At 73.1% G+C, this 24592-nt stretch carries 24 protein-coding genes and 1 tRNA gene; 12 read left to right on the forward strand and 13 right to left on the reverse strand.

The window, feature by feature from the left end; genetic code table 11:
• Positions 1 to 10 precede the first annotated feature (10 nt).
• The 5 genes from ABZ807_RS07325 to ABZ807_RS07345 form a co-directional block, all read right to left on the reverse strand.
• Positions 11 to 706, reverse strand: a complete 696-nt coding sequence (locus ABZ807_RS07325) for an ABC transporter ATP-binding protein (protein WP_357153921.1) — start codon at positions 704 to 706, stop codon at positions 11 to 13.
• On the reverse strand, positions 703 to 1821 hold the full coding sequence (locus tag ABZ807_RS07330) for a peptidoglycan-binding domain-containing protein (protein WP_357153923.1): 1119 nt from the start codon (positions 1819 to 1821) through the stop codon (positions 703 to 705). The genes ABZ807_RS07325 and ABZ807_RS07330 overlap by 4 nt, the downstream gene beginning before the upstream one ends.
• The gene (locus ABZ807_RS07335) at positions 1818 to 2441 is read right to left on the reverse strand and encodes a hypothetical protein (protein WP_357153925.1); all 624 of its coding nucleotides are present in this window, start codon (positions 2439 to 2441) and stop codon (positions 1818 to 1820) included. Before ABZ807_RS07335 ends, ABZ807_RS07330 begins: the two co-directional genes overlap by 4 nt.
• A 67-nt stretch (positions 2442 to 2508) precedes the next feature.
• The gene (locus ABZ807_RS07340) at positions 2509 to 3750 is read right to left on the reverse strand and encodes a hypothetical protein (protein ID WP_357153927.1); all 1242 of its coding nucleotides are present in this window, start codon (positions 3748 to 3750) and stop codon (positions 2509 to 2511) included.
• The gene (locus ABZ807_RS07345) at positions 3747 to 4286 is read right to left on the reverse strand and encodes a SigE family RNA polymerase sigma factor (protein ID WP_357153929.1); all 540 of its coding nucleotides are present in this window, start codon (positions 4284 to 4286) and stop codon (positions 3747 to 3749) included. Before ABZ807_RS07345 ends, ABZ807_RS07340 begins: the two co-directional genes overlap by 4 nt.
• A 199-nt stretch (positions 4287 to 4485) precedes the next feature.
• Between ABZ807_RS07345 and ABZ807_RS07350 the strand changes: the two genes are divergently transcribed.
• From ABZ807_RS07350 to ABZ807_RS07365, 4 genes are all read left to right on the forward strand, one after another.
• Positions 4486 to 5403 carry a hydroxymethylglutaryl-CoA lyase gene (locus tag ABZ807_RS07350; RefSeq protein ID WP_357153930.1) on the forward strand — a complete coding sequence of 306 codons (918 nt, stop codon included), beginning with the start codon at positions 4486 to 4488 and terminating at the stop codon, positions 5401 to 5403.
• Positions 5404 to 5750: 347 nt separating this feature from the next.
• Entirely contained in the window at positions 5751 to 7283 is a 1533-nt protein-coding gene (locus ABZ807_RS07355) for an acyl-CoA carboxylase subunit beta (RefSeq protein WP_357153932.1), read from the forward strand.
• 86 nt (positions 7284 to 7369) lie between these two features.
• Positions 7370 to 8518, forward strand: a complete 1149-nt coding sequence (locus ABZ807_RS07360; protein ID WP_357153934.1) for an acyl-CoA dehydrogenase family protein — start codon at positions 7370 to 7372, stop codon at positions 8516 to 8518.
• 117 nt (positions 8519 to 8635) lie between these two features.
• The gene (locus ABZ807_RS07365) at positions 8636 to 11341 is read left to right on the forward strand and encodes a helix-turn-helix domain-containing protein (protein ID WP_357153936.1); all 2706 of its coding nucleotides are present in this window, start codon (positions 8636 to 8638) and stop codon (positions 11339 to 11341) included.
• 309 nt (positions 11342 to 11650) lie between these two features.
• Here ABZ807_RS07365 and ABZ807_RS07370 read toward each other — a convergent pair whose 3' ends face one another.
• Complete coding sequence (locus ABZ807_RS07370) at positions 11651 to 12151, reverse strand: MarR family transcriptional regulator (RefSeq protein WP_357153937.1); 501 nt, start codon at positions 12149 to 12151, stop codon at positions 11651 to 11653.
• Positions 12152 to 12252: 101 nt separating this feature from the next.
• Here ABZ807_RS07370 and ABZ807_RS07375 point away from each other — a divergent pair, with 101 nt between their 5' ends.
• Both ABZ807_RS07375 and ABZ807_RS07380 read left to right on the forward strand, forming a co-directional pair.
• Complete coding sequence (locus ABZ807_RS07375) at positions 12253 to 12831, forward strand: YceI family protein (RefSeq protein ID WP_357153939.1); 579 nt, start codon at positions 12253 to 12255, stop codon at positions 12829 to 12831.
• 247 nt (positions 12832 to 13078) lie between these two features.
• Positions 13079 to 14557 (forward strand): glutamate--cysteine ligase, encoded by a 1479-nt coding sequence (locus tag ABZ807_RS07380; protein ID WP_357153941.1) that lies wholly within the window; start codon positions 13079 to 13081, stop codon positions 14555 to 14557.
• Between the two features lie 17 nt (positions 14558 to 14574).
• Here ABZ807_RS07380 and ABZ807_RS07385 read toward each other — a convergent pair whose 3' ends face one another.
• The gene (locus ABZ807_RS07385; RefSeq protein ID WP_357153942.1) at positions 14575 to 15870 is read right to left on the reverse strand and encodes a hypothetical protein; all 1296 of its coding nucleotides are present in this window, start codon (positions 15868 to 15870) and stop codon (positions 14575 to 14577) included.
• Between the two features lie 117 nt (positions 15871 to 15987).
• On the opposite strand from ABZ807_RS07385, the gene ABZ807_RS07390 reads away from it, so the two are divergent.
• Together ABZ807_RS07390 and ABZ807_RS07395 are read left to right on the forward strand one after the other, a co-directional pair.
• Positions 15988 to 16677 (forward strand): PASTA domain-containing protein, encoded by a 690-nt coding sequence (locus tag ABZ807_RS07390; protein WP_357153944.1) that lies wholly within the window; start codon positions 15988 to 15990, stop codon positions 16675 to 16677.
• Between the two features lie 142 nt (positions 16678 to 16819).
• Positions 16820 to 17635: a PASTA domain-containing protein gene (locus ABZ807_RS07395; protein WP_357153946.1), complete on the forward strand. Its 816-nt coding sequence runs from the start codon at positions 16820 to 16822 to the stop codon at positions 17633 to 17635.
• Positions 17636 to 17641: 6 nt separating this feature from the next.
• Here ABZ807_RS07395 and ABZ807_RS07400 read toward each other — a convergent pair whose 3' ends face one another.
• Both ABZ807_RS07400 and ABZ807_RS07405 read right to left on the reverse strand, forming a co-directional pair.
• Positions 17642 to 18112 carry a hypothetical protein gene (locus ABZ807_RS07400; RefSeq protein WP_357153947.1) on the reverse strand — a complete coding sequence of 157 codons (471 nt, stop codon included), beginning with the start codon at positions 18110 to 18112 and terminating at the stop codon, positions 17642 to 17644.
• A gap of 126 nt (positions 18113 to 18238) precedes the next feature.
• Positions 18239 to 18523 (reverse strand): hypothetical protein, encoded by a 285-nt coding sequence (locus ABZ807_RS07405; RefSeq protein WP_357153949.1) that lies wholly within the window; start codon positions 18521 to 18523, stop codon positions 18239 to 18241.
• A 641-nt stretch (positions 18524 to 19164) separates the two neighbouring features.
• Between ABZ807_RS07405 and ABZ807_RS07410 the strand changes: the two genes are divergently transcribed.
• The 3 genes from ABZ807_RS07410 to ABZ807_RS07420 all read left to right on the forward strand — a co-directional run bounded on the left by ABZ807_RS07410 (position 19165) and on the right by ABZ807_RS07420 (position 20793).
• Positions 19165 to 20046, forward strand: a complete 882-nt coding sequence (locus tag ABZ807_RS07410) for a helix-turn-helix transcriptional regulator (RefSeq protein ID WP_357153950.1) — start codon at positions 19165 to 19167, stop codon at positions 20044 to 20046.
• Positions 20016 to 20237 (forward strand): DUF397 domain-containing protein, encoded by a 222-nt coding sequence (locus tag ABZ807_RS07415; protein ID WP_357154204.1) that lies wholly within the window; start codon positions 20016 to 20018, stop codon positions 20235 to 20237. Before ABZ807_RS07410 ends, ABZ807_RS07415 begins: the two co-directional genes overlap by 31 nt.
• 148 nt (positions 20238 to 20385) lie before the next feature.
• Positions 20386 to 20793 carry a hypothetical protein gene (locus ABZ807_RS07420; RefSeq protein ID WP_357153952.1) on the forward strand — a complete coding sequence of 136 codons (408 nt, stop codon included), beginning with the start codon at positions 20386 to 20388 and terminating at the stop codon, positions 20791 to 20793.
• Here the strand turns inward: ABZ807_RS07420 and ABZ807_RS07425 are convergent.
• From ABZ807_RS07425 to ABZ807_RS07440, 4 genes are all read right to left on the reverse strand, one after another.
• A complete protein-coding gene (locus tag ABZ807_RS07425) occupies positions 20761 to 21363 on the reverse strand; it encodes a hypothetical protein (protein ID WP_357153954.1) in 603 nt (200 codons plus the stop codon). The genes ABZ807_RS07420 and ABZ807_RS07425 overlap by 33 nt on opposite strands.
• Positions 21364 to 21499: 136 nt before the next feature.
• A complete protein-coding gene (locus tag ABZ807_RS07430; RefSeq protein ID WP_357153956.1) occupies positions 21500 to 22306 on the reverse strand; it encodes a WecB/TagA/CpsF family glycosyltransferase in 807 nt (268 codons plus the stop codon).
• A complete protein-coding gene (locus ABZ807_RS07435; RefSeq protein ID WP_357153958.1) occupies positions 22303 to 23376 on the reverse strand; it encodes an NAD-dependent epimerase/dehydratase family protein in 1074 nt (357 codons plus the stop codon). The genes ABZ807_RS07430 and ABZ807_RS07435 overlap by 4 nt, the downstream gene beginning before the upstream one ends.
• A gap of 112 nt (positions 23377 to 23488) precedes the next feature.
• Positions 23489 to 23571, reverse strand: a tRNA-Leu gene (locus tag ABZ807_RS07440).
• 225 nt (positions 23572 to 23796) lie between these two features.
• On the opposite strand from ABZ807_RS07440, the gene ABZ807_RS07445 reads away from it, so the two are divergent.
• The gene (locus tag ABZ807_RS07445; RefSeq protein ID WP_357153960.1) at positions 23797 to 24591 is read left to right on the forward strand and encodes a DUF3662 and FHA domain-containing protein; all 795 of its coding nucleotides are present in this window, start codon (positions 23797 to 23799) and stop codon (positions 24589 to 24591) included.
• Position 24592: the final 1 nt, after the last annotated feature.

Consider the following 24592-nt stretch of genomic DNA (forward strand, 5'->3'; position numbering starts at 1 on the left):
GCGCGGCCGGTCACGCCCGCACCGCCGGTGATCGGCCCGAGTCGTGTACGACGCGACCGTCCCGCAGCACGATCCGGCGCGGCAGGCCGGCCGCGACCTGCTGGTCATGGGTGATGACCACGACGGTGGTGCCCTGCTCGTGCAGGCCGCGCAGCAGCGCCAGCACGGACGCGCCCGAGGCGGAGTCGAGGTTGCCGGTGGGTTCGTCGGCGAGCAGCACCGCCGGTTCGCCGACCACCGCCCGGGCAATGGCCACCCGCTGCCGCTCACCCCCGGACAGCTCGTGCGGCCGGTGGTCGAGCCGGTGGCCGAGACCGACCCGGCGCAGCGCGGCCTCGGCGCGCCGCCGTCGCTGTCTCAGCGGTACGCCCGCGTACAGCAACCCGTCGGCCACGTTGTCCAGCACCGGCATGCCGGCGGCCAGGTGGAACTGCTGGAACACGAAACCGATCCGGCGGCCGCGCAGGGCGGACAGCTCCCGGTCGGTGAGGGTCGAGACGTCGTGCCGGTCGATCCGTACCGAGCCGGACGACGGCTGGTCCAGCGTGCCGATCAGGTGCAGCATGGTCGACTTGCCGGAGCCTGACGGACCGAGGACGGCGACCAGCTCGCCGTACCCGATGCGCAGGTCGACCTCGTGCAGCGCGGTCACCCCGCCCGGATAGGTCCGGGACACACCCACCAGCTCGATCACGTGCCCGCTCATCCCGGCACCCCCACCAGGAGCCCTTCGGCCAGGCCGTCGCCCTGCACCTCGACCCGTCCGTCGGCGAAGAGTCCCGCCCGCACTGGCAGGATCCGGGTGCCACCGGGCCCGGTGACCTCCACGCCGTAGCCGCCCTCGGCCAGGGCGAGCAGCGCGTCGACGGGCACGGTGAGCACCTTCTCGCGCTGCTGCGCGACGTACCGTACGTCGACCGGCGTGTCGGTCAGCCCGCCCAGCGCCCGCTGGTCGGCGACGGCGATGGTGACCTGGACGGTGGCCGCGCCGGTGCCGGGCCGCTCCGGATCAACCGGCCCCTGCCCGCCGGCTGGCGCTGCAGGCGGGGCCACCGTCTTGACCTTCCCGCTGACCGAGACGCGGGTCGGCAGGGTCACGGTGACCTTGGTGCCCTTCTTCGCCCAGGCCGCCTCGCCGGTGCCCGCGGACACCGTCACGACCCGGGTGCTGCCGGTGTACGCCAACACGGTGGCGGTCGCGCTCGCGCCGACGGGCACCAGCTGCTGCGAGATGCGGACCGCGCCGGCCGCGTAGATCACCCGCTCCCGTTCCACCGTGCCGGTCTCCGGTATCCCCAGGTCCTTCTGCCAGCTTTTCACCGCAGCGGTGGTGCTCGCGGAGAAGGTGTCGTCGACGGTGAAGCCGCGGTAGCCGAGGGCCGCGAGGTTGCTCTCGAACTGCCGTACGTCCGAGCCCCGCACGTCGGCGGTCAACGGCCGGTACATCGGCAGGGCGCCGTACATCAGCACCACCGGTTGCTCGTCGGCGCGCAGCAGAGCCTCGCCACGCCGGACGGTGGCCCCCACTTCGGGCAGCCAGGTCACCGTGCCGGTGGCGACCGAGGCGAGCGGTGTTGAGGCGCCGTACCCGAGTTCGCCGGCCAGCGCCACGGCCCGGACCAGGGTCTGCCGGGTGACCGGGGCGGTCGCGGCGGGTGCGGTGCGGGCCGGTGTCTGCGTACCGCCGCGGCCACCCAGGCCGAGGGTCGCCGCGCCGGCCAGCGTGAGGGTCACCAGCGCCAGGCCGGCACCGGCGGCGACCCGTAGCCGCCGCCGTGGTCGGCGACGGGCCGCCGTTGTCGGGTCCATCGGGTCGCTCATCCGCGGCCGGTGGCGTTGGGGTCGGGGGTGGTCGACGGTTCGCCACGATTCACCGGTTCGCAGATCTGGCCGGCGCGGTACTGGGCAGTCGCCTGCTGCTCGCTGACCGGGGGGCGGCCGCCGTTGTCGTTGTCCTGCGGCCAGTGGCCGTCGGGGCCCGGGTCGGGGAAGTCCGCGACTCCGTTCTCGCGCATGCACCTGGCGTACGCCCGCCGGTACCCGACCTCCTGCGCGGTCAGCGCCGGCGGCTTCTCCTCCAGCTCGTCCGGAACCGGCACGTTGTACTTCGCGCAGGCCTTCTGGGCCTCCATCCACTTCGGGTCACCCTTCTTCGGGACACCGGGCGCCCGCAGGTCGACCCCGCCCCGGGGGTCCGGGTCCGGCACCTGGAAGCCCCGCTCGCGCAGGCAGGCGACCCACTGGCGCTGCGCCTCCACGTACTCGGCGACGACTCCGGTGACGGCCGCCGACGTCGACGGCTGGGCACCCGGGCTGCCCGCGGTGGCGACCGCCGGTGGTTGGTCCTCCGCGCCGCAGGCGGCGAGCGCGACGACCAAGGCGGTGGCCCCGAGGCCGACGAACCACGACCGTCGGCGGTGAGGTGTCCCGGAACGGATCACTGTTTTTCCTATCTTTTCGGGGATGGAGAGGGCGCACGGATCGGCGGTCGCCTCGGGGGTGTGAGTGCTAGCGGTGGGTCACCGGCGACCAGCGCCAGCCGTCGGTGGAGCCGTACAGGGTGCCGTCGGTGTTGGGTGCGTAGAACCAGCCGTCCGGCGTCCGGCGGACCGGCCCGGCGGTCGTCGGCAGGCCGTCGAGTTCGACCACCTGGTACGCGCCGCCGTCCCGGGCCGCCCAGTAGCGGTGGGCGTCGGCGCCCCGGCCGTTCACGAGCTGGAAGAGCACGTGGGTGCCGTCGGCGGTGACGAACGCGCCGGTGGTGGCCTGCCCGTCCGGCAGGCCGGCGTCGGTCAGCCGCTGCCACCGTCCGCCCGGGTCTTCGGCGCGGTAGGCGGCCCGGACACCGCCGGCGGTGGCCACGGCGTACGTCGTCGCCGTCCCCGTCACCGCCAGCAACGGCGCCTCGCACCCCTCCTTCGGGCAGGCCGGCGCGTCGGCGAAGACGTGGGTGGACCAGCTGCGGCCGGCGTCCGTGCTCGTTGAGACGGCGGGTCGGCCCGTCGCCGGGTCGGTACCCGCGACCCGCAGGCGACCGGTGGACTCCTCAATCCGCAGCTCGTCCGTCCGCATGGTCAGCGGCGGCTGCGCGGCCAGTGGTGTCACCCTGCGGGTTGCCGGGTCCACGGCGTGCAGGGTGCACGGCGTCCCGGCCCGCGGTGACCAGCAGATGGCCGTACCACCGACCGGCACCGCCCCGGCCGTCCCGGCGGACTGGGCGGCGGCCCAGGTGTGACCGCCGTCGAGGCTCGCCAGCAGGGTCCCGTCGGTGCCCGGCCGGCTGCTGGGCACGGCCGCGATCAGCGCGTCGGGACCGAGGACGGCCAGTGCGCTGACGGTGATCGGCATACCTCGGTCGCTCCAGGTCCGGCCGCCGTCCGTGGAACCCACCAGGGCGACGGTCTGCTTCTGGCATGGTCCGCCGGTGCAACTCGACAGGGAGAGGTAGAGGTGTTCCCGATCAGCGGCACCAGCCCACTGGATCCGCCTGCCGGACGCCGGATCGGGATCCCCGGCCGCGGTGGTCCTGCTGGCGATCGGCGGCCCGTCGACCGGCGGAGGCGCCGGCGCCAGCAGGTTGACGGCGACGACGGCCACCGTGGCGAGGGCGCTGGCCCCGGCGACGGTCGTTGCCGTGCGCCGCCGGCGGTGCCGGCGTCGGCCGGCGTCGTACACCTCCTCCGCCATCAGCCGGCTCGGCCGCGGCGACGAGTCCGCCGCATCCTCGAAGAGTTCGCGAAGCCCGGTCATGGCCTTCCCTCCGTAACGCCGGCGAGACTCGGAACGGCGTCGCCGAGGACCTGGCGCAGCGTCGCGAGACCGCGTGCCGTCTGGCTCTTGACCGTGCCTTCGGAACACTTCAGCGCGGCGGCCGTCTCGGCCACGTCGAGTCCCTGGTAGAACCGGCAGATCAGGGTCAGCCGCTGGCGGGGCGGGACCTGACGCAACGCCTGGGTGAAGGCCACCCGGCGGGCGGTCACCTCGGCGTCGTCGTCGGGAACGGCCACCTCGGGAGTCTCGGCGACGATCCGTTCCCGGCGCCGCCACACCCGCCGGGTCTCCGAGAGGTACGCCCGGATCAGGCAGGTGCGCAGGTAGGCGTCCACCGCCTGCGGATCGCGGATCCGGTGCCAGTTCTCGGCGAGCCGGATGAAGGCGGTCTGCGCCAGATCGTCGGCCCAGTGCCAGTCCCCGCACATCAGGTAGGCGGTACGCCGCACCGGCTCACGCCGCGCCGCGAAGTACTCGCTGAACTGGCGTCGCCCCTCGTCCTCATCGCGTCGCATCCCGCTCCCTTCACCGATAGGTGCTCAGCGGGAGGCCGACCGGTTGCACGGGCCGACGAGGTTTTTTCGACGGCCTCCAGCCGGCGACGGTAGACCGGCGGTCGGGGCGGCCATCCGCGCAGGGTGATCCACCTCGCGGACGGTGGCGGGTGAGTGGGAGGCTGGTCAGGGACCAGCATCACGTCACAGTGAGGTGACCATGACAGAACTGCCAGGTTCGGTGTCGATCCGGGAGGTCGGGCCGCGCGACGGGCTGCAGAACGAGGACCCGATCCCGACCGACGCCAAGGTTCGGCTGCTCGACGCGCTCTCCGGCACCGGCGTCAAGCGGATCGAGGCGGTGTCGTTCGTGCATCCGAAGGCGATCCCGCAGATGGCCGACGCCGACGAGGTGTGGCAGCGGGCCACCCGGGTCGACGGGGTGCGCTACTCGGCCCTGGTGCCGAACACCCGGGGCGCGCAGCGGGCCCTCGCGGCCGGGTTCACCGAGATCGAGGTGGTGGTCTCGGCCAGCGACACGCACAACCGGCGCAACGTGAACCGCTCCACCGAGGAGTCGCTGGACGACATCGCCGAGCTGATCGACCTGCTGCACGGCGCGGGCGCCCGGGCCGAGGTGATCGTGGCGACCAGCTTCGGCTGCCCCTACGAGGGGGACGTCGACCCGCAGCGGGTCGCCGGCATCGTCGACCGCGTCGTCCGCGACGGCGCCGACCGGGTCGCGTTCGGCGACACCACCGGCATGGGTACGCCCCGGCGGGTCCGCGAGCTGGTCACCGCCGTACGGGACCGTAACGCGCACGTGCCGGTGCTGCTGCACTTCCACAACACCCGGGGCACCGCCCTGGCGAACCTGCTGACCGCGTTGGAGCTGGGGGTCACGGAGTTCGACGCCAGCGTCGGCGGCCTCGGCGGCTGCCCGTACGCCCCGGGGGCCAGCGGCAACCTGGCCACCGAGGAGGCGGTGCACATGCTGCACGACATGGGCATCGACACCGGCATCGACCTGGACGCGCTGATCGAGGCGGCCGAGCTGGCCGAGGAACTGGTTGGCAAGAAGCTCCCCTCGGGCGTCCTGCGCGCCGGCCCCCGCACCCGCCTCACCCCCCGCCCCTGACCCAACCCCCACCCGCCCGGCCCCACCCGCCCAACCCCCACCCGCCCGGCCCCACCCGCCCGGCCCCACCCGCCCGGCCCCACCCGCCCGGCCCCACCCGCCCGGCCCCACCCGCCCGGCCCCACCCGCCCGGCCCCACCCGGCCGGCCCACCTCGCGGTGATCATGAGGCTTGCGTCAGTTCCAGGCGGAATCCTGACGCAAGCCTCATGGTCACCCGACCGGCGGGCGCGGGCACACGGGCGCGGTGGTGGGTCGCCGGAGGGTCACCCGATGCGCTAGCCTAACGATCGTTCAGGTCAGTCGGTCCCCTACGAGGTGGCCGGCTCAGGTGGCGAGGGAGTCGGCGTGACGCTCGACGGTGAGGCACTGGAGCAGCTGCGTAAGCGCGCCCGGGCCGGCGGTGCGGACAAATACCACGCGGCGAACGCCGCCAAGGGCAAGCTCTTCGCCCGCGAGCGGGTCGCGCTCCTGGTCGACGAGGGCTCCTTCGTCGAGGACGGCCTCTACGCCAACACCATGGCCGACGGGCTGCCCGCCGACGGCGTGGTCACCGGCACCGCCACCATCGACGGCCGTCAGGTCTGCCTGATGGCCAACGACTCCACCGTCAAGGCCGGCAGTTGGGGCGCCCGGACGGTCGAGAAGATCATCCGGATCATCGAGCGGGCCTACTCGACCGGCGTGCCGATGGTCTACCTGGTCGACTCGGCCGGCGCCCGGATCACCGACCAGGTCGACCTCTTTCCCGGCCGCCGGGGCGCCGGCAGGATCTTCTGGAACCAGGTCCGCGCCTCGGGTTCCATCCCGCAGGTCTGCGCCCTGTTCGGGCCGAGCGCGGCCGGTGGGGCGTACATCCCGGCGTTCTGCGACGTGGTGGCCATGGTGGACGGCAACGCCAGCATGTACCTCGGCTCGGACCGGATGGTCGAGATGGTCACCGGCGAGAAGACGACCCTCGAAGCGATGGGCGGCGCCAAGGTGCACTGCGCCGAGTCCGGGGTCGGCCACTTCCTCTGCAAGACCGAGGCCGACGCGCTGGACGTCGTGAGGCGCTACCTGTCGTACCTGCCGGCGAACTGGACGCAAGCGCCGCCGGTCGCCGAGGCGACTGCCGCGCCGGAGAAGGCCGATCTGGCCGCCCTGGTCCCCGCGAGCGAGCGGCAGGCCTTCGACATGCGCCGCTACGTCAAGGGCCTGCTCGACGACGGCTCATTCTTCGAGATCCAGGCGCTCTGGGCCAAGGAGCTGACCGTCGGGTTCGGCCGGCTCAACGGTGAGGTGGTCGGCGTGGTCGGCAACAACTCGATGTTCAAGGGCGGGGTGCTCTTCGTCGACTCGGCCGACAAGGCGACCCGGTTCGTGCAGCTCTGCGACGCGTTCAACGTGCCGCTGCTCTTCCTGAGCGACGTGCCCGGCTTCATGGTCGGCAGCGCGGTGGAGAAGCAGGGCATCATCCGGCACGGCGCCAAGATGATCACCGCGATCTCCGAGGCGACCGTACCGAAGATCTGCGTGGTGGTCCGCAAGGCGTACGGCGCCGGCCTCTACGCGATGGCCGGCCCGGGCTTCGAGCCGGACGCGACGATCGCGCTGCCCACCGCGAAGATCGCGGTGATGGGCGCGGAGGCCGCGGTGAACGCGGTCTACGCCAACAAGATCGCCGCGATCGCCGACGAGTCCGAGCGGGCCGCCTTCGTCGCCGCGAAGCGCGAGGAGTACGAGCGGGACATCGACGTCGTCCGGCTCGCCAGCGAGCTGGTGGTCGACGCGATCGTCGAGCCGCACGAGCTGCGCGTCGAACTGATCCGCCGGTTCGCCGCCGCCCGCACCAAGGACCGGCACTTCTCCCGGCGCCGGCACGGCGTCACCCCGGTCTGACCGAGGCCTGCGCGTCACCCGCAGCACCGTCCCGAGCGACCCGTCCCGGCGTCACGAGCGCCCGGCGGCCCACACAGGAGGATCAGATGGACTTCCGGCTCACCGAGGAACAAGAGGCGCTGCGGTCCAGCGTGCGGGACTTCGCGCGCGAGGTGGTCGCTCCGGTCATCGCCGAGCACTACGAGAAGCACACCTTCCCGTACGAGGTCGTCCGGCAGATGGGCAAGATGGGGCTGTTCGGCCTGCCCTTCGGCGAGGAGCACGGCGGCATGGGCGGCGACTACTTCGCCCTCTGCCTCGCCCTGGAGGAGCTGGCCCGGGTCGACTCCAGCGTGGCGATCACCCTGGAGGCGGCGGTCTCCCTCGGCGCGATGCCGATCTACAGATTTGGTACTCCGGAGCAGCAGGCGACCTGGCTGCCGAAACTGCTCAGCGGCGAGGCGCTGGCCGCGTTCGGGCTGACCGAGCCGGGCACCGGTTCGGACGCCGCCGGCACCCAGACCCGGGCCGTCCTGGACGGCGACGAGTGGGTGATCAACGGCTCGAAGGCGTTCATCACCAACTCGGGGACGGACATCACGGCGCTGGTCACCGTCACCGCGGTCACCGGCACGAACCCGGACGGCTCGAAGGAGCTGTCGACCATCATCGTGCCCACCGGTACGCCGGGCTTCACCGTCGCGCCGGCCTACTCCAAGGTCGGCTGGACCGCGTCGGACACCCACGAGCTGCTCTTCGACGACTGCCGGGTGCCGGCGGCGAACCTGCTCGGCGAGCGGGGTCGGGGCTTCGCCCAGTTCCTGCGCATCCTCGACGAGGGCCGGATCGCCATCGCCGCGCTCGCCGTCGGCCTCGCCCAGGGCTGCGTCGACGAGTCGATCAAATACGCCAAGGAGCGGCACGCCTTCGGCCAGCCGATCGGCAACTACCAGGCGATCCAGTTCAAGATCGCCGACATGGAGCTGAAGGCGCACACCGCCCGGCTGGCGTACTACGACGCCGCCGTGCGGATGCTGGCCGGCGAGCCGTTCAAGCGGCAGGCGGCGATCGCCAAGCTGCACGCGAGCACGATCGCGGTGGACAACGCCCGCGAGGCCACCCAGATCCACGGCGGCTACGGCTTCATGAACGAGTACCCGGTGGCCCGGTTCTGGCGGGACTCCAAGATCCTGGAGATCGGCGAGGGTACCTCCGAGGTGCAGCGCATGATCATCGCTCGCGACCTGGGCGTCTGACCCGGTCCACCGGCCCCTGCCGCGCCACCGCACGGCAGGGGCCTGTCGGATTCCGGCGCGTCGGCTGGACGACGTACCGGTGCCGGCCGTCGTATCCCGTCCGTACCCTTCCTGCCCATGACACCGGCAGATGATCATCCGTCGGCGCCGGGTGGTCGTACCTCGCTCGCGGGGCTGTTGCGGGGGCACCGGCTCGCCGCCGGCCTCACCCAGGTCGAGCTGGCCCAGCGGGCCGGGGTCGGCGTGCGGACCGTCCGTGACCTGGAGCGCGGCCGGTCCAGCCGGCCGCAGCGCAGCACCGTCGAACTGCTCGCCGGCGCGCTCGGCCTGCCCGGCGGGCCCCGCGCCGCCTTCCTCGCCACCGCCCGTGGGCGGGCCGCCGCCGAGGGCCCGCGCCGCGCGCCGGCCGCCGGGTTCGCGCCCCGCGACCCCGAGCCCTCGGGTACGCCGATCGCGCTCCCGCCCCCGGTCGAGCTGATCGGGCGGGAGCGGGACCTGGCCGACCTCGCGGCGCTGCTCACCGAGGACCGTTGGCCACCGGTGGTGACCCTGGTCGGGCTGGCTGGCGTGGGCAAGACGGCGCTGGCCCTGGCCGTGGCGCACGAGGTCGTCGCCGCCTGTCCGGGCGGGGTGGCCGGGGTGCTGGTCGGCGAGGGCTCGGATGCCGCCGACGTGCTGGCCGCGGTGAGCGCCGTGCTCGGCGCGGCCCGCCTGCCCGACCTGGCCGTACGGCTGCGCAACCGGCCGGCGTTGCTGCTGGTGGACGCGGCGGAGCGCGCCCCGGACCCGGTGGCCGAGGCGTTGCGGCAGCTCAATGACGCGGTGCCGAGCCTGCGGGTGCTGGTGACAGGGCGGCACCCGGTGGGCGTACCCGGGGAGCTGGTCCGCCCGGTGGCGCCGCTGGACGTGCCCGCAGCCGACGTGGTGGACGCCGCCGACCTGGCCCGTTACCCGGCGGCGGCGCTCTTCGCGGCGCGACTCGCCCGGGTACGCCCGGAGCCGCCCGACCCGAGGGAGCTGCCCGCCCTGGCCGCGCTGGTCCGCCGGCTCGGCGGCCTGCCGCTCGCGATCGAGCTGATGGCGGCCCGGGGTCGGATCCTCGACCTCGGCGAACTGCTCGACCGGTACGGCGACCGGGTCCTCGACCTGGCCGCCGCCGACCCGGGCCGGCGCGGCTGGGAGGCCGCCGAGCCGGCCGGGTCCGGCAGCGCGCGGGCCGCGGTGGCGGTGACCCTGCGGGAGGCGGTGGCCACCAGCTACCGCCTGCTCGCCGACTCCGAGCGCGCGGCCGTGCGTCGGCTCTCCGCGTTCGCCAACCGCTGGTCGGTGGAACTGGCCGAGGAGCTGCTCGCCGGCGAGGCCGACCGGGACGGCACGGTCGTCGTCGACCCGGTCCCACTGCTGGACCGGCTGGTGGAGCTGGGCCTGCTCAGCGTCCGGGGAGCCGGCCCGTTCCGGTTCCGGCTGCTCGACGCGGTCCGGGACTTCGCCGTCGAGCGGGCCGCCGGCCTGGGCGAGCTGACCGCGATCCGCCGCCGGCACGCCGTTGTCGTGGCCCGGCTGGTGATTCGGACCGCGCCGGACCTGGTCGGGGCGAAGCTGCCCGCCGCAGTGCGCCAGCTGGACGAGGCGACCAGCGACATCAGCGCAGCCCTGGCGCACGCCGCCACCGACGACCCGCTCACCGCGCTGCGGCTGGCGGCGGCGCTGCCCCGTTGGTGGCGGCTGCGGGGCCGGGACGTCTCCGGGCGGCAGTGGCTGCGCCGGCTGTTGGCGGACCCCCGTACCGCCGACGCCGACCCGGTGCTGCGGGCCTGGGCGCTGCTCGGGGTGGCCCGGCTCGCCGCCGAGCACGGCGCGGGGGCGCCGGAGCTGCCTGCCGCCCGCGCGGCGCTCGACGTCTTCGCCGCGCACGCCGAGGTCACCGGCGAGTTGGAGGCACGGACGGTGCTCTGCGCACTGCTCGTCGCCACCGGCGGGTACGACGAGGCGCGCGAGCAGGCGCAGGCGGTGCTGGCGCTGGCCACCCGGCACGGCCGGGTACGCGACATGGCGGTCGCCCAGAACAACCTCACCTGGCACGAGATCCGCCTCGGCGATCTGGCCGGCGCCCGACGGCGGCTGGCCACGGTCGACCGGCTGGCCGCCGAGTGCGACGAGCGGCGGTTGCGCCTGCTGGCCCGGGCCAACCTGGCCGAGGTGGCCCGCCTCCAGGGCCGGTACGCCGAGGCGGTGGAGCAGGGTCGCCGGGTCGCCGCAGCGCTGGCCGACCTGGGCGATCCGGGACACCGCCGCCGGGTGCTGGGCACGGTCGGTTTGGCGCTGGCCCGGGAAGGCCGGGCGGACGAGGCCGCCGACGTGCTGGCCGAGCTGCGGGCGGAGGCCCGTCCGCAGCCGCTGGCGTCGGGGACGGCGATTCCGGTCGACCACCTGGCGCCGGCCGGGTCCGTGCCCCCGGGTGGCGTGCTGCCCGCGCAGCCCAGGGCCGGCTGGCTCGGGCGGCCGGGCGGGTCGGGGTTCGGGCGGCCCGGCGCGACGGTGTCGGCGTCGCGGCCGGAGGCGGGGATCATCGCCCTGATCGAGGCGATGGTGGCGCTGCATCGGGGCGACCGGGAGTTGGCCGCGGAGTGGTTCGGGGTGGCAGCAGAGGCTGGCATCGACGGCCAGGACCGGCGGGACGTGGTCGAGGCGCTGGTCGGGTTGGCGGCGAGCACTGGTGACCCGGCCGTGCTGGACCGTCTCGACCGGGCCTGCCGGGAGAGCGGCATCCGACTGCTGCCGTACGAGGAGAACCTGCTCCGGGGGCTCCGGCCGGCCGACTGAGACCCGGGCGACTGAGACTCGTCCGACTGAAACCCGGCCGACTGAGACCCGGGCGACTGAGACCCGGGCGGTGGGTGCCCGGATCCTTGCGGAACCGCCAGCGAGGGCGGGGGAGGCGCGAGCGAAGAAGCCCCCTGGTGACACCCCTCGCTCATCGCTCGCGCCTGCACCCCCCAGGTGCTCCCCCCGCGCTCGACGAAGGCTAGCCACGCCCGAAGTCCGCTTTTGCGCGGTTTAGCGGGGTTGTTCCGCCGGCCCGACCAGTTCTGCCGGTGGTTCTGCCGGTGCGGCGAGCCCGGTGCTGCGGCGTCAGGTCGCCGGATGGTCGGCCGGGGCCGATTCGGTGCTGCCGGCGGTCGCCCCCGGATGGACGGCGTCCCGCACCTGGCGCAGGCCGTCGAGCATGGCCGCCAGCGCCGCGGGTTCGAGCTGGCCGGTGAACCACTGCTCGACGATCCGCAGGTGGCCGGGAAGTGTTTCGTCGAGGCGTTTGAGCCCCGACGGGGTGACCACCGCGTACGAGCTGCGCCGGTCGGACGGGCAGGCCCGCCGGCACAGCAGGCCGTTGCGTTCCATCCGGTCCACCACGCGGGTGACGCCGCTGGTGGAGAGTGAGGTCTGCGCGGCCAGGTCGGTCATCCGCAGTTGGTTGCCGGGGGACCGGGCGAGCCGCATCAGCACTTCGAACTCGACCGCGGAGAGGCCGTGCTCGTCGTACTGGTCGGCGAACCGGGCCGACAGCCCGGCGTGCGCCTCGACGAGGAGGCCGACAGCGGTGATCCGGGGGTCGTCGAACACGTTCTGGTCCACCTGGCCATCCTAACAGTGCTTGACGCGGGGAATGTTGTTGTGGCTATAGTTGTTCAGTCAGTCGTTGGGCTACTAAACAATCTCTTCCTGGAGGACACACCATGACCAGCACCGAGTCGGTTACCCGCGACTGGGAGGGCCTCACCATCCCGACCGCCGGCACCTACCTGCTGGACGCGGCTCACAAGCGGGTCGGGTTCGTCGCCCGGCACATGATGGTCAGCAAGGTGCGCGGTGAGTTCGTCGACGCATCGGCCACCGTCACCATCGCCGAGGACCCCATGCAGTCCTCGGTCACCGCCACCATCCAGGCCGCGAGCATCAGCACCGCTCAGGCCGACCGGGACGCCCACCTGCGCAGCCCGGAGTTCCTCGACGTCGAGACCTTCCCGACGCTGGAGTACCGCAGCACCGGCGTGAAGTCCCGGGACGGCAACGAGTTCGTGCTCCTCGGCGATCTCACCATCAAGGGCGTGACCCGGCCGGTGGAGCTGGAGGTCGAGTTCGAGGGTGTCGGCCGCAGCCCGTACGGCCAGGACATCTTCGGCTTCTCCGCGAGCACCGAGATCGACCGGGAGGACTTCGGTCTGACCTGGAACGTGGCGCTGGAGACCGGCGGCGTGGTGGTCGGCAAGAAGATCAAGATCGAGATCGAGGGCGAGGCCGTCCGCCAGGCCTGATCCGGCGGACCCCTCCGGGCGAGGCCCCTGCTCCCTGAGCAGGGGCCTCGCCTCGTCTCCAGGTGCGAATTGTCACGGACTATTCGTCGCCCCGTCCGGGTGCCGGCGGTGGCGGCTGGGTAGAGATGGCCGCAGCGCGAACCGGTGGTGCCACTGGCCCCGGCAAGGTGAGCGCTCTTACCGTGGTTGTTCACAACGCGCGGCGGGACGGCCACACCGTCCCGCGCGCCTCGCGCCGGGAGGGCACATGGGTAGAGACGTCGAGCAGGACGCCTTCTCCCGGGAAGACCGGGTCCGCTACCGGCAGAAGGTACGGCGCTGTCTGGACGTCTTCGCGTTGATGCTGGACGACTTCGGCTTCGACGCGGACCGCCCGAGGACCGGCCTGGAGATCGAGCTCAACCTGATGGACCCGGCGGGTGAGCCGGCGATGCGCAACGAGGAGATCCTGGCCGCCATCGCCGACCCGCTGTTCCAGACCGAACTCGGCCAGTTCAACCTCGAACTGAACGCCGCGCCCCGGCTGATCGAGGGCAGCGGGTTCGCCGATTACGAGCGTGACCTGCGCAGCAGCCTGACCCGGGCCGACGAGCGGGCGGCGAAGTCCGACGCCCGGATCGTCCTGGTCGGCATCCTGCCCACGCTCACCGAGCGGCACCTGGTGGTGGACAACCTCTCCACCAACGAGCGCTACCGGGTGCTCAACGACCAGATCGTCGGCGCCCGGGGCGAGGACATCGAGCTGGACATCCGGGGCGTCGAACGGCTCCGGACGCACACCGACTCGATCGCCCCCGAGTCGGCCTGCACCAGCCTCCAGTTCCACCTTCAGGTGGCGCCGGACAGCTTCGCCGACTACTGGAACGCGTCCCAGGCGATCGCCGGGGTCCAGGTCGCGGTCGGCGCGAACTCCCCCTTCCTGTACGGACGGCAGCTCTGGGCGGAGACCCGGATCGCCCTCTTCGAGCAGGCCACCGACACCCGCCCCGACGAGCTCAAGGCCCAGGGCGTACGCCCCCGCGTCTGGTTCGGCGAGCGCTGGATCACGTCGATCTTCGACCTGTTCGAGGAGAACGTCCGGTACTTTCCGCCGCTGCTGCCCATCTGCGTGGACGAGGACCCGGTCGAGGTGCTGCACGCCGGCGGGGTGCCCCACCTGGCGGAGCTGCGGCTGCACAACGGCACGGTCTACCGCTGGAACCGGCCGGTCTACGACATCATGGACGGCCGCCCGCACCTGCGGGTGGAGAACCGGGTGCTGCCGGCCGGCCCGACCGTGGTGGACATGCTGGCCAACGCGGCCTTCTACTTCGGGCTGGCCCGCGGGCTGGCCGAGTCGGACCGGCCGATCTGGAGCCAGCTCACCTTCAGCTCCGCCGAGGAGAACTTCCACGCCGCCGCCCGACGCGGCATGGACGCGGTCCTGCACTGGCCCCGCCTCGGGGACGTGCCGGTGGCCAAGCTGGTCCTCGACACGCTGCTGCCGAAGGCGGCCACCGGGCTGGACCGGTTCGGTGTCGACCCGGCCGAGCGGGACCGGCTGCTCGGCATCATCGAGCAGCGCTGCCGTACCGGTCGCAACGGCGCGGTCTGGCAGACCGAGACAGTCTGGGCGGCCGAGCGGTACCGGGGCATGGACCGCGAGGCGGCGCTGCACCACATGGCCCGTCGCTACTCCGAACTCCAGCGCAGCAACGAACCCGTCCACACCTGGCCCGTCGACTGATACGGGTGATGCGGGGGTCAGCGGGTGGGGCGGGACTTGGGGGTGGCGGGGGGTATCGCGTTCGGGGGGTCGGCCGGGAGGGTCGTCGGCGGGGCGAGCGGGGGCTCGGCGGTCGGCGTGGTGGGCTCCGGCTTGGCATTTCGCGCGGGGGTGGTGGCCCGGCTCCGACGGGGCGATCGCGCCCGCCCGGTGCCCGCGGTCGACGAGCCGGTCGCGTCCGGCTGCGAGCCGACCGCCGCCGGGTCAGCCCCGGCACGCGCATCGACCGGTCCCGCCCCGTCCGGGCGGGTGGCCGTCGTGGTCGCCGTGCCCGCCGCGCCGGCCACGTCGATCGGTTCACCGGCCGACGCGAGGTCCTCGTCGAACGCCCCGTCGTCCCAGTCGCCGGTGCGCTGCCGGGGCACCACCGCCTGCCGGGCGGCCGCGCGCCGTTCGGCCCGCTCGGCGAGCGCCGCCACCAGCACCGAACCGGCCGCGCCGACGACGACCGCGTACGGCGCGACGAAGTGCGCCGAGACCTGCGCGGGAGTGACGGCGGCCAGCCGGGGTACGGCGACGAAGTACGCGACCGCGACGAGCAGCGGACCCGCCGCGCCGGAGACGGCCGCACCGAGCCGCCACTCCGCCACCCGGGCGGTACGCCGCGCGGCCAGCACGCCGATCAACAGCGCCGAGCCGGCTGTCAGCAGCACTCCCGGCCAGTAGACGTAGTCCCGGACCCAGAACCCGGCGCTGTCGGTGCTGATCTGCCAGATGCCGAGTTGGGCCGTGGTCAATCCGCGCCCGGCGACCACCCCGTCCGTCACCGAGACCATGACGAGCAGCCAGATCCAGCCGACGGTGGCGATCACGTTGGTGGCGGCGGCCCGCGAGTGCAGCGCCCAGATCGCGGTCAGCAACCCGACCAGCACGCCGACCGCGGCGTACCCGGCGGCCAGGCTCTGTGGTGTGAAGGTGTCGGGCACGGTCGCCACCCGGGCCGGTACGGCCACCAGCAGCACCGTGATCAGTGCGCCCACCGCGCCCGCCACGGCCAGGGTCACCCGGCGCAGCGGGCCCCCGGTCGCGGTGTCGCCGTCGCGTCCCCGCTCCCCCAGCCGCTGCGCGCAGACGGCGCCGGCGATGGTGGAGACGGCCGCGATCCAGGTCGCCCAGGCCAGGCTGGCGTACCAGGCGGTCCCGGTGGCGGCGGGCTCGACCGGTGCCCAGTCGATGACGCCCAGCCCGTAGGCGAAGCCCAGTTGTGCCGCACCCACGCCGGCAGCAACGCCGACCGCGGTGGTGACCGATCCTCCCCAGCCCAGTCTGGCCATGCCGGGGAGCGTAGCGTCCCCTGGTCGGCGCGGCGAGCCGGGCGACCACCGGGACGACGTGCGGTGACCCGCTTTGCGTCGCCCGGTACGGTCGCTGGTGACGAGGCGGAGAGTGCGATGAGCGACGGACACACCCTTCTGGACACTCCGGAGCCGGGGCGGCCGAACCGGGCCGCGCTGCTGATCGGCGGCGGGTTGGCGTTCGTTCTGCTGGCCACCGTGGGCGCGACGGTCGGCTGGGTGTTGGCCGGCCCGGACGAGTCGTCCCCCACCGATCCGCCGGCCGCCTCTGCGTCGACCGCCGCCACTTCCGCCGGGTTCCCGACCTCGGCCGCTGCACTGCCGCCGGCGGAGCAACCCGCCACCGTCGCGCCGACCACTCCCCGGACGACCACGCCGCCGGGGCCGAGCACCGACTCCACCAGCTACGTGACCGTGCCGGACCTGGTCGGCGACGGCTTCGAGGGGGCCCGCAGCGATCTGCGTGACCGGAAGTTGGGGTGGCGGCTGGTCTTCGGCACCGGGCTGGGGGAGAAGGTCGAGCGACTCGACCCGGCCCCCGGCACCCGGGTGAGCCACGGCACCACCGTCAAGGTGTACGTCGCCGGCCCGGCGCCGGAGGCCGAGGTGCCCGACCTGGACGACTACGACTGCGCCGACGCGGCGGCGACGATCGTCGAGCGGGGCTTCTACCCGCGGTACCGCACCGGCCGGGTCGGCAAGGTCCACTCGCAGGACCCGGAGCCCGACACGACCCAGCACTGGAACGACGAGGTCGCCATCTCCTGCGGCGCGACGGAGGAATAGGCGCGGCGGAGACCTAGGCGCGGCCGGACGCGCGGCCGGGTCCGGGCGGGTCGCCGCGCCGATCCCGGCGGCTGGTGACCCTGACGGTTACCGTGGACCGGCGAGGGCCACGACGCCTGCCCCCGGTGGGAGAGGACGTGCGATGAGCAACGACCGCCAGGAGCCGCCCGCCGACGACCGGACCCGCCCGCTGCCCCGCGCCGACGCCGCCGGCCAGTCACCGGCCCGTCCCGTCCCGCGCCCGCCGCTGGACGCGACCGCCGGTCACGAGCCGCTGGACGCGACCGCCGGTCACGAGCCGCTGGATCCCACCCGACCGTTCCCCCCGCCGGACGCCACCGGGCCGGAGCCGACCGCCCCGACCGCCCCGACGGCCCCGGCCGCACCGGCCGTCTGGTCGGGGCGGGCCGGGGTGCCGCCGCCGCGCCCGGCCGACTACCGCGAGCCGGTCGAGTGGTATGGCGAGGAGCAGGGCGGACGCCGCTGGTGGATGCCGATCCTGCTGGGCATCCTGGCGCTGCTGCTGCTCGGTGTGCTCGGCGCGGGGATCTGGTTGGCGCTGCGGGCGGCCGACGAGCGGGCCAAGGAGCCCTCCCCGCCACCGGTGCCGACGAGCGCGCCGGTGACCACGGCCGCGCCGACGACCGCCGCCCCGACCACCGGGGCGCCCAGCACACCGGCCACCACGGCCGCGGCCCGGATTCCGGTGCCGCCCCTGGTGGGGCTGCCCCGGGCGTCGGCCGGGCGGATCCTGGACCGGCTCGACCTGTCGTACCGGGTCCGGACGCGGGAGTCGGCGGAGCAGCCGCCCGGCACGGTGGTCGAGACCGACCCGGGGTCGGGTGAGCTGGTCAGTGCCGGCGACGAGGTGACGCTGGTGGTGGCCGTCGCGCCGTCGCCGACACCCCCGTCGACCGGGTCGGTCGAGCCGACACCCGAGGTCACCGCCACCGGCTGAGCGGGCTCACCACATCCGGCGTCGGGTCCCGACCAGGCCCAGTCCGGCCAGCGAGATGGTCAGGCCGAGCACCCCGGAGTAGAAGAGCGACTGGCTGAGGGCCTGCCGGGCGTCGGCCGTGGACGAGCCGGCCAGGGCGGCCTCGCCACCGCCGGCTCCGGGCAGGGATCCGGCCCCGCTGTGGGGATCGTCGGGGCCACCCGCGCCGGGTGCGGTATCGCCGTACCAGTGGTCGTCGGGTGTGGCGAGCTCCGCCGGATAGCCGGGGTCACCGGCGCCGGGAGGCGGTGAGCCCTGCTCGACCACGGTGATCTCGGGGGCGGGAACCGGCTCGGCCAGCCGGGTCGCCGATTCGGCCGGGTAGCACACCACCACCACGAGAGTGGTGGCGGCGCCGACCAGCGCCAGCAGCCCGAAGGCGTAACCGATACGGGACCTGTGGTGCCGCCGCGCGGCGGGCATATTGACCATGGCCATCCCAGGTTCAGGGTCCGGGACGCGCGGGGTGGTGACTTCGCCGGGGTGGGCGTACCGAGTCTATGGCGACGGCATGCCCGCCGACCGGGTAATGGTGGAGCTCAGCCCACCGCGTAATGGTGGAGCTCAGCCCACCGCGACCGGAGCGCGGTTGACCGTCCGCCGGGTCCGTACGCTGTGCTGGCGCGGCACGGGCGCCACCTGGACCTGCCGGAGACCGGCCTCCTGCACGAAGATCGACCGCCGGTTGACCGCGTCCCCCGCCGCGTTCAACTCGTAACCGTCGAGCCAGAGCCAACCGTCGTAGGTGGGCCAGTCGAGCACCCGGATGACCCGGAACGTGATGGGCCTGAGGAACTGGACACTCGCCGCGCGAGTCACGTGCATTACGTCACCAGAGCGGGGAAGCACATGGCCTCCTGGGGAGGGTATGGCCGGGCGGTGCGCCGGACCGGAGGTGATCGGGGGAAGGTTTCTGGCTGTGCCGGGGTAGTGCCTCGTGGACCGGTGGACCGGTGGACCGGTGGTGGTGGTCGGGCCGTACCCGCTGGTGGCGGACCGCCACCCGACCATCACCGGTGCTGCTCCCGGATACCGCTCCCGCCGCCGCAGCCGTCGGGCGTGCAGCGGCAGGGTCATCACCCCGGGACAGGTCTCGTCGTCGTAGCTGGAACGGGGTTCCCGACCGTCGTCCCGTCGCCGGTGTGGTCGACGGACCGGGGAAGCGTGGGTAGACGGTGAGTGACCCGAGCCATACGGACAGAGTGCATCAGTGACGTGCGACATGCAAGTTGCACGTCGAATTTTGCCGATACCCGGGCACGACATGTGAACAAGGCGCTTGATGACTCCGGCCCCGGACCGGCACACTGGACGCCGGTTTCGCCCGACGCGGCCGGTCGACGACCGGCACCACCCCCTGCCGCGAACGATTGCCCGCCGTTCGTCGGTCGCGCCCTCGGCGGGTGTCGACGCAGGCGTGAGTCACCGGGAGGTAACCGGGTGAGCGCGAGGAACGGGCCGACCCGCCCGGCGAGGCGTGAGGTGGCGCGGTGAGCGAGCGGCGCAGCCCCACCATCCGGCGTCGGCGGCTGGGCGCGGAACTCCGCCGCAAGCGCGAGGCGGCCGGGATCACCATCGACACGGTCGCCGAGCAGCTGGAGTGCTCCGCCTCGAAGATCTCCCGGATCGAGACCGGCCACACCTCGGTGACCCCGCGGGACGTCCGCGACATGCTGGGGATCTACGGCGTGGTGGGCGTCGAGAGCGACGAGCTGGTGCAGATCGCCCGGGAGGCCCGGCAGAAGGGCTGGTGGCACCCGTACAGCACGGTGCTGGTCGGGGCCTACGTCGGGCTGGAGGCGGCGGCGAGCTCGATCCGCGCGTACGAGCAGCAGGTGGTCCCGGGCCTGCTGGAGACCGAGGAGTACGCCGGGGCCATGATCCGGGCGGCCCGTCCGGATTTCACCGTCGACCAGGTGCAGCAACGGGTGCGTGTCCGTCTGGGCCGTCAGTCGTTGTTGATCCAGGACGATCCGGTCGATTTGTGGGTGGTGCTCGATGAGGCGGTGCTGAGCCGGCCGGTGGGCGGCGACGCGGTGATGCGTGGTCAGCTCAAGCGGCTGGTGGAAGTGGCGGAACTGCCGAACGTGACGCTTCAGGTCCTGCCCTTCGAGGTGGGCGCGCACGCCGGCATGGATGGCACCTTCACCATCCTCAGCTTTCCCGAACCGAGTGATCCCGATGTCGTGTACGCGGAGAACGCCACGGGTGGGCTCTTCCTGGAGAAGAGCGACGAACTGCAGAGGTACAGCTTCATCTTCGATCACATCCGGGCAGCGGCCATTCGCCCGGAGGAATCCATAGCTCACATCGCAAAACTGGCAGAGGAGCCGCTATGGAAATGGCGACCAAGGAGTTCCCTGTGGACCTGACGCAGGCGTCGTGGTTCAAGAGCTCGAAGAGCGGGCCGAACTGTGACAACTGCGTCGAGGTGGCGTACGTGACCGGGGCGGTCGGCGTTCGGGATTCAAAGGACAAGGCGGGCCCGGCCCTGGTCTTTGCTCCAGGAGACTGGCACGCCTTCGTCGCTGGCGCACGGAGCGGTGGGTTCGACCAGCACTGATCGACGCAGTGTGGCGTTGACAGCGGGCCGGCCGGGATCTCCCGGTCGGCCCGTCGCCACTTCCGTCCCGTCTCGTTGAACCCCTCGATACGGCGCTGGTCGACAACCCGCCGCACGGATCGGTAACCGAGCGAGGCAGGCGAGACGGATGACGACGATCGGTTCAGACAATCTCACCAACGGCCCGGGCAAGGCCGAGCGGTTCGGCGGCAAGTACCGCGGCGCGCGCCGGGACACCGTGCTCACCGAGGTCGTGTCCACCGACACCGAGGTCGGCGGGCGGGACGCCGGGTCGGCCGCGCCGGAGCAGGCCGGGCCGCCGCTGTCGCTGCCGTCGCTCGACCCGAACCCGCTGACCGAGCCCTCGTTCCCGCCCGCCGGGTGGCCGCTGGAGCCGAGCGAGTCGCTGGTCGACCACCCGCTGCTGCGCGGCCTGCTGATGGAGCTGCCGCCGAAGGGCAGCGTGCCGCCGCCCGGGTGGCTGGACCGCTGGTTCGAGGCGACCCGGGCGATCCTGGAGCTGCTATACGTGCAGGGGCCGAGCCGCACGCGCTGAGGCCGGCGTCGCCTCCGGTAACGCCCGCTCGGCGAGCCGGCTGTGCCGCAGCGCCAGCCGTACCCCGATCGCGATGACCGCGAGACCGCCCAGGGTGACGGCCGGGCCGGTCAGGCGGGGATCGGCGGCCAGGTCCAGCCCCGCGGCCGACAGCACGGGCGGCAGCGTGGCCAGGGCGGTGACCTGCACCGGCAGGCCGATCAGCGGATGCGCCCCGGTGGCCCGCAGGCCGTGCGGCGCTGGCGTCTCCGGCGCGGTGGCGAACGCGCCGGCACCGGCCCGGAGCCGGCGGAGCCGCCGTACCGTGCAGACCGCGACGGCGAGCGCCGGGCCGACGACCAGGCCGAGGCCGGCGGCGGCCCGGTCGACCGGCGTCGCGCCGGCGCTGGTCAGGCCGGCCGCCAGCACCGCCGCCGTCAGGCCGAGGCCGGTCAGGGTCAGGGCGAGCAACCATCCGGTACGCCGCCGGAGTGCGCGGGCCCGGTCCAGCCGGGGCAGTCGGTCCGCCACGACGCCGGCGGCCAGCCAGACCGCGGCGATTGGCAGCAGAACGATGAGATGGTCATCCATGCGTTCAGCCTTGCCCAGATCGGCCCGCCGGGAATCCGGGCCCGCCCCCGGTTCCACCCCCCACCCACCCCGTAGGGGTCGGGTCACCATCCGTTCCGGACACAGCGGACGGTGGACGGTGGAGCCGTGCCAGCGGTCAGACGGCGAAGGTGGGCGGGCGCTCGGTGGCCGGCGCCGGGGGCCGCGCCTTCCACAGGCCGGTCTTCTGGCCGGCGAGGCGGGCCAGGTAGGCCGGGTTGAGGATGACGTACCGGCGCCAGAGCCGCTTCGGCTCCAGGCCGAGCCGCCAGAACCACTCCAGCCCGGCCCGCTGCATCCACGGCGGGGGCTTGCGGAGCAGGCCGGCGTGGTAGTCGAAGGCCGCGCCGACTGCCATCAGCGGCATGTCCAGCAGCGGTCGCATGGCGTACGCGAAGACCTCCTGGCGCGGGCAGCCCAGGCCGACCAGGACGAGCCGGGCCCCGCTGGCCCGGATCCGGTCGGCGATCTCCACGTCCTCGCCCGGCTGGACGTCGCGGAACTTCGACGGCTCCACCCCGGCGATCTTGAGCGCGGGGAACATCCGCTCCAGCGCCGGGATCAGCCGGGCCAGGGTCTCCTCCGTGGATCCGTAGAGGTAGACCGGCAGCCCCTCCTCGGCGAAGCGGCGCAGCACGTGCAGGGTCAGCGTAGGGCCGTAGACCCGGTCGGACAGGCCGGCGTGGTGCAGCAGGTTGAGCGCCCAGCGGACCGGCTGGCCGTCCGGGGTGACCACGTCGAAGGAGTTGAGCCGGGCGTTGTGCGCCGGGTCGAGCACCCCGGTCATCACGCCGTGCACGGCCAGCGCGGTCAGCGCCAGCGGGCGGCGCTCGTGCGCGGCCGCCACCACCTGCTCGCTCGCCGAGGCGTAGTCGGTCGCGTCGACCAGGACGCCGAGGACGTTTCGTTTGCCCTCACCGGTCATGCCTGCGGCACCCACTTGTCGACGTTGGCCTCGTAGATCTCCCGCATGATCATCGGTACGTCGTAGACCTGCTTCCATCCCGGGTAGTCGGCCTGGAACGCCTCGTTCGAGCCGATCCACCACTTGTGGTCGCCGATCCGGTTCGCCTCGACGTACTCGGTGATCATCTCCCGGCCGGTGATCTGCTCGGCCAGCGCGAACGCCTCCCGCATGGAGGTGTTGGAGTGCCGGCCGCCGCCCAGGTTGTAGACGGCTGCCGAGCGGGGGTTGCGGAAGAACGCCTCGAACGCGGAGACCACGTCCGAGCTGTGGATCGCGTCCCGGACCTGCTTGCCCTGGTAGCCGAAGATCTTGTACGTGCGGCGCTCCATGTTCGCCCGCATCACGTACCCCAGGAAGCCGTGCAGCTCGGTCGCGGAGTGCGCGGGACCGGTCAGCGTGCCACCCCGGAAGCAGGCGGTCTTCATGCCGAAGTAGCGGCCGTACTCCTGCACCATCACGTCGGCGGCGACCTTCGAGGCGCCGAAGACCGAGTGCAGGCAGGCGTCGATCGACATGTCCTCGCGGATGCCCTGCTCGTACGGGTGGCCCGGCTCGATCTCCCACCGGGTCTCCAGCTCCACCAGCGGGAGACTGTTCGGCCGGTCGCCGTAGACCTTGTTGGTCGAGCAGTGGATCACCGGCGCCTCGATGCAGTGCTCGCGCACATTCTGCAGCACGTTGAGGGTGCCGCCGGCGTTGACGTCGAAGTCGGTGCACGGGTCGCGGACCGCCCAGTCGTGCGAGGGCTGCGCAGCGGTGTGGATCACCACGGCGATGTCGGCGCCGTACCGCGCGAAGAGCTTCGCCATCGAGTCCCGGTCGCGGATGTCGATGCTGTGGTGCGAGTACGCGGACCCCAGCTCGTCGGCGAGTCGCCGGACGTTCCACGCGGTCGACGCCTCGGCGCCGAAGAACTCCTGCCGCATGTCGTTGTCGATGCCGATCACGTCCAGGCCGAGACCGGCGAAGTGCCGGACCGCCTCGGACCCGATCAGACCGCCCGACCCGGTCACCAACGCGACACTCACACGCCACTCCTGGTCAGTAGGAGGCAGGGAAACCATCGGAGCATAGCGTGACGCCCGGCACGCCCTCCGAACGAGGCAAGGGCCCCGCAAGCTGCGGAGCCCTCGTCTGCGGTGGGGATGGGGGGAGTTGAACCCCCACGCCCTTTCGGGCACACGGACCTGAACCGTGCGCGTCTGCCATTCCGCCACATCCCCGTGGCCTGACCTCGAACACTGTAATCCGTGCCGGCCCGGCTGTCTCCAGCAGGCCCCGGACATCTTACGTGCCCTCCGTCATGTCCCCGACCGGTTACGCTCCGTGGAGCGGTCACCGTTCGTGGCGGACGAAAGACTAGCACGTCAGAAGGGTCCCTTCCGAACGGGCCGCCACGAGGCCGCCGAGCGGCGCGCGAGCTGCATGCGCGCCGGACGGATACCATCATGTCCTCGGAACCCGAGGAGGAGCCGGTGAGCGTGCTGCAACGCTTCGAGAAGCGTCTGGAAGGCCTGGTCGAAGGGGCCTTCGCCAAGGTCTTCAAAGGGGTGGTCCACCCCGTGGAGATCCTCAACGCCATGCAGCGGGAGGCCGAGGCGCACAAGGCCATCCTGGCTGGTGGGCGCACGTTGGTGCCCAACCGCTACGTGATCGATCTCTCGCCGTACGACCACAGTCGGCTGGCGCCGTACGCCGCCGCGCTGGCCCAGGAGCTGGCCCAGTCGCAGGCGGAGTTCATCGGCGAGCAGGCGTGGACGGTCTACGGCGACGTGATCGTCGAGATCGAGCGCGGCGAGGGGCTGGACACCGGCATGTTCCGGGTCACCGCCGAGGTCTACACCGGTGGCGAGGTCGCCCCGGTCTCCGCGCCCGGTGGCTACGACGCCGGCCCCCCGGCGTACCCGTCATACGACCAGGGTGGCGGCTACGGCCCGCCGCCGGGCCACGGTGGTGGCGCCCGCAATGTCCGGCTGGTCTCCGGCGACGGCCGTACCTACCCTCTCCAGATGGGTTCGACGGTGATCGGTCGCGGCGACCAGGCCAACCTGCGCCTGCCGGACGTCGGCATCTCCCGGCGACACGCCCGGCTGGACTTCGACGGCGGCCAGGTGGTGCTGACCGACCTCGGGTCGACCAACGGCACGATGGTCAACGGCCAGCGCGTCTCCGCGGTCGCCCTCAACCCCGGCGACATGGTCCAGCTCGGCACGACCACCCTGACCTTCCGCGTGGACGGCTGAC

This window comes from Micromonospora sp. NPDC047548, assembly GCF_040642975.1.
Lineage (GTDB): Bacteria > Actinomycetota > Actinomycetes > Mycobacteriales > Micromonosporaceae > Micromonospora.